General features: G+C 34.4%; 12 protein-coding genes. All 12 read right to left on the bottom strand.

Features of this window, described 5'->3' with window-relative positions; genetic code table 11:
* Positions 1–5 precede the first annotated feature (5 nt).
* A complete protein-coding gene (gene buk, locus DWZ69_RS03930) occupies positions 6–1,073 on the bottom strand; it encodes a butyrate kinase (RefSeq protein ID WP_117998944.1) in 1,068 nt (355 codons plus the stop codon).
* 68 nt (positions 1,074–1,141) lie between these two features.
* A complete protein-coding gene (gene ptb, locus DWZ69_RS03935; RefSeq protein WP_117998943.1) occupies positions 1,142–2,056 on the bottom strand; it encodes a phosphate butyryltransferase in 915 nt (304 codons plus the stop codon).
* Positions 2,057–2,295: 239 nt separating this feature from the next.
* Positions 2,296–2,718, bottom strand: a complete 423-nt coding sequence (locus DWZ69_RS03940) for a flavodoxin (protein ID WP_117998942.1) — start codon at positions 2,716–2,718, stop codon at positions 2,296–2,298.
* Between the two features lie 222 nt (positions 2,719–2,940).
* On the bottom strand, positions 2,941–3,504 hold the full coding sequence (locus DWZ69_RS03945; RefSeq protein ID WP_022166028.1) for a DUF3793 family protein: 564 nt from the start codon (positions 3,502–3,504) through the stop codon (positions 2,941–2,943).
* Positions 3,505–3,534: 30 nt separating this feature from the next.
* Complete coding sequence (gene eno / locus DWZ69_RS03950) at positions 3,535–4,830, bottom strand: phosphopyruvate hydratase (RefSeq protein ID WP_117998941.1); 1,296 nt, start codon at positions 4,828–4,830, stop codon at positions 3,535–3,537.
* Positions 4,831–5,188: 358 nt separating this feature from the next.
* Positions 5,189–7,270 carry a heavy metal translocating P-type ATPase gene (locus DWZ69_RS03955; RefSeq protein ID WP_117998940.1) on the bottom strand — a complete coding sequence of 694 codons (2,082 nt, stop codon included), beginning with the start codon at positions 7,268–7,270 and terminating at the stop codon, positions 5,189–5,191.
* Positions 7,270–7,551 carry a DUF6110 family protein gene (locus tag DWZ69_RS03960; protein WP_117998939.1) on the bottom strand — a complete coding sequence of 94 codons (282 nt, stop codon included), beginning with the start codon at positions 7,549–7,551 and terminating at the stop codon, positions 7,270–7,272. The genes DWZ69_RS03955 and DWZ69_RS03960 overlap by 1 nt, the downstream gene beginning before the upstream one ends.
* Before the next feature lie 125 nt (positions 7,552–7,676).
* Positions 7,677–8,798: an AI-2E family transporter gene (locus DWZ69_RS03965; RefSeq protein WP_117998938.1), complete on the bottom strand. Its 1,122-nt coding sequence runs from the start codon at positions 8,796–8,798 to the stop codon at positions 7,677–7,679.
* A 323-nt stretch (positions 8,799–9,121) separates the two neighbouring features.
* Positions 9,122–10,489 carry an NCS2 family permease gene (locus tag DWZ69_RS03970; RefSeq protein WP_118436227.1) on the bottom strand — a complete coding sequence of 456 codons (1,368 nt, stop codon included), beginning with the start codon at positions 10,487–10,489 and terminating at the stop codon, positions 9,122–9,124.
* 175 nt (positions 10,490–10,664) lie between these two features.
* Entirely contained in the window at positions 10,665–10,964 is a 300-nt protein-coding gene (locus DWZ69_RS03975) for a DUF3990 domain-containing protein (RefSeq protein ID WP_117998936.1), read from the bottom strand.
* 108 nt (positions 10,965–11,072) lie between these two features.
* The gene (locus tag DWZ69_RS03980; protein WP_117998935.1) at positions 11,073–12,125 is read right to left on the bottom strand and encodes an electron transfer flavoprotein subunit alpha/FixB family protein; all 1,053 of its coding nucleotides are present in this window, start codon (positions 12,123–12,125) and stop codon (positions 11,073–11,075) included.
* Positions 12,126–12,144: 19 nt separating this feature from the next.
* Positions 12,145–12,933: an electron transfer flavoprotein subunit beta/FixA family protein gene (locus tag DWZ69_RS03985; protein WP_022165353.1), complete on the bottom strand. Its 789-nt coding sequence runs from the start codon at positions 12,931–12,933 to the stop codon at positions 12,145–12,147.
* Positions 12,934–12,945: the final 12 nt, after the last annotated feature.

The following is a 12,945-nucleotide window of genomic DNA, read 5'->3' on the forward strand; positions in this document are numbered from 1 at the left end:
TTCTCCTAGTATACTTTAGCTTCTTCTTCACCATTCATAACTCTAAGAGCACCCTGAGCTAATGCAAGAAGTTCATCTTCTCCAGGATAAATTGTAACTGGAGCAATCCATTCTACGGCATTCTTCATGTGATTCTGAGTATTTGCACTATATGCAATACCACCTGTTAAGATAATCTGGTCAACTTTTCCGCCAAGAACAACTGCCATTGCACCGATTTCTTTTTCTAGCTGATAATGGAAAGCGTCCATTACTAACTGAGCCTTTTCATCATTATTTTCAGCCATCTTTAAAAGATCTCTCATATCATTTGTTCCAACGTATGCGTTAAAACCACCGTTACCGTTAATCATCTTTCCAACTTCTTCTTTTGTGTATTCACCACTAAAGCAAAGCTTCATTAATGAACCTGATGGAAGTCCGCCTGATCTTTCAGGTGAGAATGGACCGTCTCCGTCTAATGCATTTGCAACATCAATAACTTTACCATTCTTATGTGCTCCAACTGAAACACCACCACCCATATGAACAACAATTAAGTTAAGGTCTTCATAAGCCTTTCCAACTTCCTTTGCATATCTCTTAGCAACAGCCTTCTGATTTAATGCATGGAAAATTGAAATACGTGGGAATAAAGGATGTCCTGATAATCTTGCTACATCCTGAAGTTCGTCAACTACTACAGGATCAACGATATATGATGTTACATTAATTTCAGCAGCGATTTCATGTGCTAAAATACCACCAAGGTTTGATGCGTGCTGTCCCTGTTTTCCAATCTTAAGGTCTTCTAATAATTCAGGTGTTGTTGCGTATGTACCACCTGGAATTGGTTTTAATAAACCACCACGTCCAACTACTACATCTATATCGTTTAAGTCAACATTCTTTTCTTTAAGTACATTTAAAATAACTTCCTTACGGAAATCTTTCTGTGCATAAATTGTTTCATATTTTGCAATCTCTTCTGTTGAATGTCTAAGTGTTTCTTCCATTACCTGTGTTTCATCTTCGTATACACCAATCTTTGTTGATGTTGAACCAGGATTGATAATTAAAATCTTATAAGCCATTTTAAAATCTCCTTATTTTTAATGTATAGATTATCACCCGCAATTAACGAGCGATTAAAAAGTCATATTTATTTGTTCATTGCTTCAGCTACAATCGCTGCTAAAGCAATAGAATTTACCTTTACTTCAAATTCATCTGAACGTGATGTTAAGATAACAGGTGCGCTTGTACCTGTTAAGATGTTACCGTTCTTACATTCAGCTGTATGAACTAAGCACTTGTATGTAATGTTTCCTGCATGAATATCAGGGAATAATAATACATCAGCATCACCAACAATCTTTCTGTCTGTTGTTCCCTTATGGAAAGCTGCCTGTGGTTCAATTGCTAAGTCAAGTGAAAGTGGTCCATCAACGATGCAACCTGTGATTTCACCATTTTCATTCATCTTTGTTAACTCATCAGCCTCTACTGTACATGGCATCTTTGGATTAACAACTTCAACTGCTGCAATTGGTGCAACCTTAGGGCATTCAACTCCACATGCGTGAGCAATTTCTACTGTATTCTTAATAATATTTGCTTTTGTAGCTAAATCAGGATATGGTACAAAAGCAACATCTGATAAGAATAATAAGCGATCAACACCTTTGATTTCAAATACACAAACGTGTGATAATGTTTTATCTGTTCTAAGACCAACTTCCTTATCAAGTACACTCTTTAAGAATGTCTTAGTATCAATAAGTCCCTTCATGTACATGTCTGCTTCGCCATCATGAACTAACTTTACTGCTGTTCTTGCTGCCTCAACAGGATCCTCTACGTTAATAATCTTATATTCATTTATATGCATTTTTAATGTTCTTGCAATAGTTTTAATTTCAGCTTCATTGCCTACTAAAATTGCATCTGCAATTCCTCTTTCCTTTGCTGCTTTTACAGCCTCAAGTACTGCATCATCCTGTGCGCATGCAACTGCTACAGTTTTCTTTGAGCACTGTGAAACCTTTGCTAGTAAATCGTCAAAACTCTTTGTCATCTTCGTATACCTCACATTTTTTTATTTAATATATATAACATAGTAATCCGTTATAAACTATTTTAAATAATAGCACTTACACATAATTCGGTCAAGAAAAAAAGAACCGAAGCACTAATGCTTCGGCCTTTTTTGGATTAAGATTAAAATTACAAAATATATGTAAGTATCGTGTATGTATTATTAAATTAAATACCTATATTTTTAATTGCCCTTATATAGATATTTAAAATAGTAACCTAAACTAATGCTTTTCCTAAAGCTTTACACTGTTCAATTGCATCATCGTCAGGTGCTTCATTACAGATTACAAAATCTGTTGCTAAAACTGCACCGTCGTTTTTGCATGTTTCTTCCCAATTTCTCATCCATTCGCCATCGCCCCAGCCATATGAGCCAAATAAGGCAATCTTCTTTCCACTTAATTTTGGTTCACAAGCTAAAAATACAGGCTCGAATTCACTTTCTTCTAACTGTTCAGCCCCCATTGACGGGCAACCAAACGCAATTGCGTCATAATCATCCATCTTATCAGCACTAAAGTCTGATACATATATTACATCAACTTCTGCTCCGGCTTCTTTTGCACCTTCTGCAACATTAGTAGCCATTACTCCTGTATTTCCTGTTCCACTCCAAAATACTACTGCTATTTTACTCATTTCTTTCCTTCTTTCTACTATAATAATTACATTATTTATTTAGTCTTTTTTGTGTTTAATTCTGTAGTTTCCATAGTTCTTATACTTCACATTCTTCATTAAAGTACATATTTTTGTTTTCGTTATTTTTACTCTTTCCCATTTCATAGTTTTATTTTCCATCTAACCCCTTATTATTTCAAAACATGAAATAAATATTGTTGAAAAATATATTTTAAACAGTTATGCTGCCACCGTTAATTTCAATATGCTTCTCCCCTGATTCCATAACTTTGTATAAATCATTCTGCACTTATCATACCTTGCAAATTCTTTGATTGCTTTCTCTTTATCCCCGTAAACTTTCCAATACCCGCAACATTTAAAGTTGCACCCTTTATTATTAATAAACCCTATAACATCTTCTATTGGATATCCTAAAAACACTCCTATTTCATGCGGAAAAGCTTTTAAATCCATTAGTCTTTTTTTAAGTAAGCTTATCGCATAATTTACACAAGTCTCTTTGTACCCATTTTCTCTTAAAAATTTACTAACCTCATTTTTCTTTAAGTCTTCTTCAAGTTTTTTTACTCTGTACACATAAATAAGCGCCCAGGTTTCTTCTTCACGAAGTATTTCAATCTGAATTCCTTTTTCTTTGAATTTTTCATTCATTTCATCAATACTGCTTTTCACTTGTTCTAAAGTAATATTGTCGTGAACGTAGTGCCAATTAAAAAGGCTTGCAGTCTTTAACGACGCCAAAGTGGATGAACACCATTCAATTAAATATTTTTCAACCATATTTTTTCCTCTAAAAATGCCTTTATTATACTATTTTTTAATATTAAAAGCTTTAATGCCAGGATAAACAGCCGCATCTTTTAACTGTTCTTCTATTCTTAAAAGCTGGTTGTATTTTGCAACCCTTTCACTTCTACTTGGTGCTCCTGTTTTAATCTGGCAAGTATTAAGTGCTACGGCTAGATCTGCAATTGTTGTATCTTCTGTTTCTCCAGAACGGTGTGAAGATATTGCTGTATATCCTGCTTTATGCGCCATCTTAATGGCTTCTAATGTTTCAGAAACTGAACCAATTTGATTTAACTTTATTAAAATCGAATTACCACAGTTTAGTTCAATCCCCTTACTTAATCTCTTTGTATTTGTAACAAACAAGTCATCACCTACTAACTGAACTTTATCACCAAGTTCTTTTGTAAGTTTTTTCCATCCTTCCCAATCTTCTTCATCAAGGGCATCCTCAATTGAAATGATTGGGTATTTTTCTACTAAATTCTTCCAATGTTCAATTAACTGTTCTGATGTATATTTTGTACCAGCCTTTGGCAAAATATACTCACCTTTCTTTTCACCTTTCCATTCGCTTGATGCTGCATCCATTGCAATCATAAAGTCCCCTCCAGGTTCATAACCTGCTCTTTCAACAGCCTTTAATATGTATTCAATTGCTTCTTCATCGCTGCTTAAGTCAGGAGCAAACCCTCCTTCGTCACCAACTGATGTTGCGAGTCCGTTTTCTTTTAATAAAGCACTTAAATTGTGGAACACTTCTGAACACCATCTTAATGCTTCTTTAAATGAATCAGCCCCTACAGGCATGATCATAAATTCCTGAACATCTACTGTGTTTGCCGCATGAGCACCACCATTTAAAATATTCATCATAGGAACCGGTAGTTTGTTTCCTGAAATTCCTCCTAAAAATCTGTAAAGGGGAATTTCTAAAGACTGTGCTGCTGCTTTTGCCGCTGCAATTGATACAGCAAGAATTGCATTAGCACCAAACTTTGATTTGTCCTTTGTTCCATCGGCTTTAATCATAGCCTTATCTATTGCATAAATATCACTTGCATCCATTCCTGCAAGTAAATCATTTATCTCTGTATTGATATTATCAACAGCCTTGGCAACACCTTTTCCTAAATATCTGTCTTTGTCACCATCCCTAAGCTCTAAGGCTTCAAATTCTCCTGTGGAAGCTCCGCTAGGTGCTGTTCCTCTTCCAACTGTTCCATCAGCTAAATATACCTCTGCTTCAACAGTAGGATTACCTCTGGAATCAATAATCTCTCTTCCAATAACTTTTTCAATTTCTAAAAAATTCATTGTGTCTCCTCTCTTACCTTTCTGGTTGTTTTTGGAGGATTCCGAACGGAGGGTAGCTACTCCCTCCGGGCTTTCTTCGGAGTCCAAATGTCTATTCAAAAGAAGTTAGTTATATCTAACTATAGTTATAATATTCTAACTATGGTAAAAAATCAAGTGTTTTTTTATTTTTTTATTTTTTCATAGAAAATTAGTAGGAATAAAGGGATTTTCCCCTCAGTAACTTTTTTTCGTATTGCGCAAAAAAAGACCATAGCCTGAATGTTTCTACATCCAAACTATAGTCCTCTTTTGATTCTTTATTTTCAAGTTGTTGTCTATGATATTCCACTCAACTATTTGTGTTATACCACAACTATTATCTTTCCAAATCTAAATCCTTCATGCTACTTAAACCAATTGCCAAAGTAGATGCATTATGTAACAGCGCTGATGTTGTAGGTGCAATGATTCCTGCAACTCCCATTACAATCAAACCGCTATTAAAGGAAACAATTGTCCGATAATTTCTATTAATTCTTTTCATTAATGATTTGCTTATTTTAAGTAATGTTACTATCTGGCTTAAATCCTCGCCATCAATAGTTATGTCTGCAATTTCCTTTGCAACCTGTGCTCCATGGTTCATGGCTATTCCAACATCTGCTTTAGATAATGCAGGTGAGTCATTAATGCCATCTCCAATCATAATCACAGAATGTCCCATTGCAATTTCTTTGTCTACGAACTTTGCCTTATCTTCCGGCAAAACTTCTGAATAGTATTCATCTATACCGACTTTTTTTGCAATGGCTTTTGCTGTTCTGTCACTGTCACCAGTCATCATAACAACTTTCTTAATGCCATTCTTCTTTAACTTTTTAATTGTGTCCTTTGCATTTTCACGTAAAGGATCTTCAATTAATATTACTGCTTCAAGTTTGCCTTCAATTGCAAGATACAAATGTGAATATTCATTAGGTAAACTATCAAATAATTCCTGCTTGCCTTCAGGTATAACACAGCCTTCATCTTCCATAACAAAATGATAACTTCCAATAACTGCACGTTTTCCGGAAATAGTTGTAGCTATTCCATGGGCAACTATGTATTCAACTTTGCTATGAAGTTCTTCGTGAACTAAATTTCTTTCTATTGCTTTATTCACCACTGCGTTTGCAATAGAATGTGGAAAATGTTCTTCTAAACAGGCTGCTATTCTTAAAAGTTCATCTTTTGAATAACCGTTAAAAGGCACCACATCCACAACAACCGGTTCAGCTTTTGTTAATGTACCGGTTTTGTCAAACACAATAGTATCTGCTACTGCAACTTTTTCAAGGAACTTACCACCTTTTACTGTAATATTATGTTCTCTCGCCTGTCTTATGGCTGCCAGCACAGAAACAGGCATAGCCAATTTCAATGCACAGGAATAATCAACCATAAGTATAGAAATTGCCTTGATAGCATTTCTTGTAAACAGATATGTTAAAAGTGTTCCACCTAATGAAAATGGAACAAGTTTGTCAGCTAAGTGTTCAGCTTTTCCTTCTATTGAAGATTTTAATTTTTCAGATTCTTCTATCATTGTAACAATCTGATCAAACTTACCTGTTCCACCTGTCTGTTTAACTCTAACTTCTATCTGACCTTCTTCAATAACAGTTCCTGCATATACATAATTATCAGTAACCTTTCTTACAGGTATTGATTCTCCTGTCATTGATGACTGGTTAATCATTGCTTCACCGGAAACTACAACTCCGTCAAAAGGAACCATCTCGCCGATTCTTGCAATTACAATATCATCAGGTTTAACTTTGTTATATTCAATCTGCTCTTCAATTTCACCATGCTTAACCCAGACTTTTTCAATGTTAAGCGACATGCTCTTTGCTAAGTCACTAACAGATTTCTTATGAGTCCACTCTTCAAGTAACTCGCCTATACTAAGTAAAAACATAATAGAGCCTGCTGTAGATGTATCTCCCCTGAATACAGATACACCTATGGCTGTAGCATCTAAAACAGGCACTTCCAGTTTGCCTTTTGCCAAAACCTTTATGCCTTTGACGATATATTTTGTAGCATTATAAAGTGTCAATGCTATCTTTACACTTGTTGGAAGTAAAAACTTACATCCATAGCGTACCATTACCCTGTCAATAAGCTTTTCCTTATAATATTCATTTAGTTCTCTACCTGTATTCTCTAAATATGTATCAGGCACATTAACTTTTTTATAAGAAAAAGTCTGTAAAAGTTTCAGTACGTTATTTCGTGTACATGTATAATTAAGTACAACGTCACTTGTTCTATTAAACACTTTACACGCTTCTATACAAGCCAGATTTTCAAAATAATACTGAACAATATCAGCGTCTCTGTAAGACATTTTTCCATTAATGAAATGTACACGAATTCTTCCTTTTATATCGTGTTTAATAACAAATTTCATTATTCTTCTTCGCCTTCTTCGTCTTCCACTACATCTTCATCTTCAAAAAAATCTTCTTCAGCAGCTCTTTCTTCATTAATCTGCTGTGCTTCTGAATAAATATCTTCTGCGTTTTCCTGTACTGCTGTAACTGTATCCATTACACAGTCCTTAGCTCTTAAAACTGCTGCTGTACAGTTAGCATATACTTTCTTTGCATCCTTGCTTGTTAAAACTTTAATTCCTGCTGTTCCAAATAATGTTCCAGCTGCGAACATTCCTACTTTCTTTAATACATCCATTTTCTTTTCCTCCTTAGTTGTTTGTCCTTACTAACTTTTGTTAGTTCTACAAAATATATAATACTTCTTTTGTAGTATTTTTTCAATAATATTTCTAGCGTTGTTTTTGCACTTTTTAAAAGGATTTATTTTAGTTTTTCTTCCCTTTTATGAATACTTTCAGATGCTATCTTATAGAATCCCGCAATAATTGGAACACCAATTAACATACCAATTATTCCAAACAAACTACCACCTACAGTTACAGCTGCCAAAACCCAAATTCCGGGAAGACCTATTGAATTGCCCATGATTTTTGGATAAATTACATTTCCCTCTACTAACTGAATTGCCATAATAATAATTATAAATATAATAGCCTGCATTGGTGACTCAGTTAATACCATAATTGCCCCAACAGCAGTTCCTACATATGCACCAACAACTGGTATTAATGCAGTAAAACCTATTAGTGTTCCAATCATAACCGCATATGGCAATCTTAAAATAAACATGGTAAGCATACACATCCCACCAAGGACAACTGCATCAATTAATTTGCCCACAATATAACCATGAAAACAATCATCAAAAATATAAATATAATGCATTATTTTGTTATACCATTTTTCCTTAAAAACAACTTTTATTACTCTTTTTGTTTGATTAATTAATCTTTCTTTTCCTGTTAGAAAATATATAGAAAAAATAATTCCAATTAAAATAGTTGCCACAACAGATATAACAGAACTTGCAACAGCAGCCACTGCATTTACCGCACCACCAATTCCTGAAAACAGAAAGCCACCTATTTTTTCCAAATAGCTATCCCATTTCATGTTTTTTAGTTGGTCTAATGTTTCCTGAGAAACCATTCTTTTAACATATTTATTTTGAGAAATTTCTTTTATTAAATCCGGCATGCCATTAATAAAAGTCTCAATACATCTGATTAATTCTGGTATAATCATATAAATCAAAAGTGCTATCACACCTAAAACAATAACGATTGCCAGTGCCATGCATACAGGTCTTCTGCTTTTTATAACACCTTCTTTGGTGCTGTTAGGAAAATATCTTTTTTCAAGTCCTGACATAAAAATATTAACCATATACGCAACCACGCACCCTATTAAAATCGGAGTAACACCACTAATAAACACACTTATCGTATTAGCTACCGCATTCCAGTAGTTAATACACAAAAAAAGTGCGAATATACTTATTCCAATTTTCAAACACTGTTTCCACTCAATTTTTATATTCATAAATTTCTCCTATATAACTATTTTATATATTGTCTATGTAAATATACCTTGGAAGAATGTTACATTATATACAATGCTTCCACCTAGCTTTTCCCATTATCTATTTTTAATTAGCACTATATATTTTCTTATTTACATATTTTCATATATACATTTTTCTTCTTTTACATTATAACTGCTTTGACTAAAATGGTAAACATATATATAACATAAAAGGTTATGATACCAACTACCAAGTTAGTACCATAACCTTTATTTTGTCTGCATATAACATTATATATATGCAGTTAATATTCAATTTTCAAATCTATAGTTATATTATTTTATAAGAATATATATTTTAAAATAAATAATACAGCTAAAACATACAATAAAGGCTTAACCTTCTTACCTTTTCCACATACTAAGTTAATTAATACATATGAGATAATTCCTACTGAAATACCTTCTGAAATGCTGTAAAATAATGGCATTGCAATTACGCAAAGGTAAGCTGGAATAGCTTCTGTTAAATTATCATCTGTAAACTTAATATCTGTAATAGCTCCAAACATAAGGAATCCAACCATAATAAGTGCCGGAGCTGTAGCAAATGATGGAATTGTAACAAATAAAGGTGAGAAAATAACAGCTACTAAGAATAATAATCCTGTAACAACTGCTGTAAGACCTGTACGTCCACCTTCTGCAACACCTGCTGATGATTCAACGAATGTTGTTGTTGTTGATGTACCAAGAATAGCACCTGCTGATGTAGCAATAGCATCAGATAAAAGTGCCGGTTTAATCTTTGGCAACTTACCATCTTCATCAAGCATACCTGCTTTTGTACTTACACCAATGATTGTTCCTAACGTATCGAATAAGTCTACAAAAAGGAATGCAAATACAACAATGATGAAGTTAACAAGACCAACAGCCTTGAAGTCAAGGTTGAAGCACTGACCAAATGTTTTTCCTAATGCTGAAAAATCAAAACTTACAAAATTAGTTGGAATAACTGAATATACTCCCTTTTCTACATTAGGAACATACAATCCTACTAATTCACTGATAATTCCAAGAATCCATGTTGATACGATACCAATAAGAATTGATCCTTTTACTCTCTTAATATAGAGTATAGCTGTAATGAATACACCAATAACAGCTAATAATGCTGTAATGCCTGCTGTATGGAAATTCTGTGTAAAGTCTGTAATAGTAACAAGTGTTGAATCAGAATTCTGAACAAGTCCTGCATTCTGTAAACCAATAAAAGCAATAAATAAACCAATACCAACTGATACTGCCTTCTTAAGATTAAATGGAATTGCATCAAAAATAGCTTCACGTACATTTGTTAAAGAAAGAATTATAAAAATAATACCTTCAACAAATACTGCAAATAATGCTATCTGCCATGAATATTTCATTTCTCCACAAACTGTGTATGCAAAATAAGCATTAAGTCCAAGACCTGCTGATAAAGCAAATGGAAGATTTGCAAAAAACGCCATACACATTGTACCAATAAATGAAGCTAAACATGTAGCAATAAGAATCGCTTCCTTATCCATTCCGGAAGCACTTAAAATACTTGGGTTTACAGCAAGAATATATGCCATAGTCATAAATGTTGTAAGACCCGCAATTACTTCTGTCTTAACAGAAGTATTGTTCTGTTTGAGTTTAAATATTTTCTCTAACATTCTCCTCTTTTGTATAGCCTAGCTATACTTTCCTTTCTTATTATTTGCTATTGCCTTATAATATTAACAGATTTTTAAACGTTTTTACAGTGTTTTTTCATTTTTTTAACATTTACTATTATTTTCTGCCATTTTTCTAAAATTATTTAATCATGCAAATCATTTTTTAACTTTATTAAATTATTTCTTCAATATTACATCCTAAAGTTTCAGCAATATTTTTTTCTGTTCCCACACTGGCTTTGTTAATATCCTTTGCTCTTTCTAATTTTTCAACACTTATTGAATTATTTAAAAAGTCTTCTGCAAATCTGAAATAAGAATCATCAGCTCTATACCCTATTATCAAATCATATTCACTAATATCAATATTATATTTTTCCATAAGAAATTTTTTTGACATTATTTTCATTTTCATTTCTTTGAAGCGACGTTTCTTCTTGATTTGTAAAACAAATCTAGAAGCACGCGGCATTCGTAAAATGCCGCGTGTTACATAAAAAGCGAGAAGGTTTCATTCGTGCAAGCACGATTCCACCTTCTCGCTTTTTATGTTTACGTCGCTTTACTCAAAGCTTCGCGATTATTTTTCACTTGTTGCTGCCTTAATTGCTGCTGTAAGCTGTGGTACGATTTTGTTTAAATCACCTACGATACCGTAATCAGCTACGTCAAAGATTGGAGCATCTTCGTCTTTATTGATTGCGATAATAAGGTCTGATTCTTCCATACCGGCAACGTGCTGGATAGCACCTGAAATACCAATTGCAAAGTAAACCTGTGGACGAACTGTCTTACCTGTCTGTCCTACCTGTCTGTCAACTGGTAACCAACCGTTATCTGTTACTGCTCTTGAGCATGCTACTTCACCACCAAGAGCTTCTGCTAAATCTTCAAGAAGTTTGAAGTTTTCTGCTGAACCAACACCACGTCCACCTGATACTAAAATCTTAGCGTCCATAATGTCAACTGTTTCTGTTACAGACTTAATTACTTCCTGAATTTCAACATATTTGCTGTTCTTTTCTAACTTAGCGTCAAAGTTAATAACTTCTGCCTTTGCACCTGGCTTTGGTTCTGCTTTCTGCATAACACCGGCACGAACTGTAGCCATCTGTGGTCTATGATCCGGACATGCAATAGTAGCAATTGTATTACCACCGAATGCAGGACGAGTCATAAGAAGCTGATTATGTTTCTGTTCTCTACCTGGAATTGGATTGATTGGGAAATCACCAATTTCAAGAACTGTACAGTCAGCTGTAAGACCTGTTGCTACTCTAGCTGAAACTGTAGGACCTAAATCTCTACCGATTGCTGTAGCACCAACTAACATAATTTCAGGCTTGAATTCATTAATAACTGCTGTTAAAGCCTGAGCATATGGTTCTGTTCTGTATGTTTCAAGTTCAGGATTATCAACAACGATAACCTTATCAGCGCCATATTCAGCTAACTGATCAACTAAATTTCCAACGTTTGATCCAAGAAGTACGGCTGTTACTTCTGTATTTAATGGTTTTGCAAGTCTTCCTGCTTCTCCAAGTAACTCGAATGCGATACCGCTTAATTCGTTATCTACCTGCTGAGCGAAGACATATACGCCTTTATAATCTTCTAAATTAATGTTCTGCATAATTATAATCTCCTCTCTACTAAATAACGTGCTTTGTTAATAATTTGTCCATGATGTACTCAACTGCTTCATCAGGTGAATCAGGAGCAACCTTTTCTCCAGCACCCTTACGAACCTTATCTGATGCCTTAGCAATCTTTGTAGGTGAGCCCTTAAGGCCAAGGTCTCCATCGTTTACATCTACTAAGTCTGCTCTTCCCCAAGTTGTGATTTCAGCATCAACAGCATCAAAAATTCCACCTGGAGTCATGTAACGAGGATCATTTAATTCTGAAAGAGCTGTAATTAATACAGGCATTTTAGCTTTAAGCATATGATGTCTATCTTCATACTGTCTCTTAACAATTACGCTATCTCCGTCAACTTCAATACCTTCAGCGTATGAAATAACAGGGATTCCAAGATGTTCAGCAATCTGTGGTCCAACCTGAGCTGTATCACCATCAATAGCCTGACGTCCTGTAATAATGATATCATAATCTTTAATATTTCTGATAGCACCAGCGATTGTTGTAGATGTAGCCCAAGTATCAGCACCACCTAAAACTCTATCTGTTACTAAAATTCCGTTATCAGCACCCATAGCCATAGCTTCACGAAGAACATCTTCAGCCTTTGGAAGACCCATTGTAAGAACTGTTACTTCAGCACCGTACTGATCTTTTAATCTAAGTGCAGCTTCAAGGCCTGCCTTATCATCAGGGTTCATAATTGTAAGCATTGCACCTCTATCTAATGTACCATCTGGGTTGAATTTAACTCCGCCCTTTGTATCAGGTACCTGTTTTACACAAACGATAATTTTCACGATTAGTACCTC

Origin of the sequence: Eubacterium sp. AF34-35BH (assembly GCF_003477765.1) — a bacterium.
Lineage (GTDB): Bacteria > Bacillota > Clostridia > Lachnospirales > Lachnospiraceae > Eubacterium_G.

Bases quoted from the DNA above. Each gene is read 5' to 3' on its own strand.
- buk (WP_117998944.1), bottom strand. From the start codon at position 1,073: ATGGCTTATAAGATTTTAATTATCAATCCTGGTTCAACATCAACAAAG.
- ptb (WP_117998943.1), bottom strand. From the start codon at position 2,056: ATGACAAAGAGTTTTGACGATTTACTAGCAAAGGTTTCACAGTGCTCA.
- DWZ69_RS03940 (WP_117998942.1), bottom strand. From the start codon at position 2,718: ATGAGTAAAATAGCAGTAGTATTTTGGAGTGGAACAGGAAATACAGGA.
- DWZ69_RS03945 (WP_022166028.1), bottom strand. From the start codon at position 3,504: ATGGTTGAAAAATATTTAATTGAATGGTGTTCATCCACTTTGGCGTCG.
- eno (WP_117998941.1), bottom strand. From the start codon at position 4,830: ATGAATTTTTTAGAAATTGAAAAAGTTATTGGAAGAGAGATTATTGAT.
- DWZ69_RS03955 (WP_117998940.1), bottom strand. From the start codon at position 7,270: ATGAAATTTGTTATTAAACACGATATAAAAGGAAGAATTCGTGTACAT.
- DWZ69_RS03960 (WP_117998939.1), bottom strand. From the start codon at position 7,551: ATGGATGTATTAAAGAAAGTAGGAATGTTCGCAGCTGGAACATTATTT.
- DWZ69_RS03965 (WP_117998938.1), bottom strand. From the start codon at position 8,798: ATGAATATAAAAATTGAGTGGAAACAGTGTTTGAAAATTGGAATAAGT.
- DWZ69_RS03970 (WP_118436227.1), bottom strand. From the start codon at position 10,489: ATGTTAGAGAAAATATTTAAACTCAAACAGAACAATACTTCTGTTAAG.
- DWZ69_RS03975 (WP_117998936.1), bottom strand. From the start codon at position 10,964: ATGCCGCGTGCTTCTAGATTTGTTTTACAAATCAAGAAGAAACGTCGC.
- DWZ69_RS03980 (WP_117998935.1), bottom strand. From the start codon at position 12,125: ATGCAGAACATTAATTTAGAAGATTATAAAGGCGTATATGTCTTCGCT.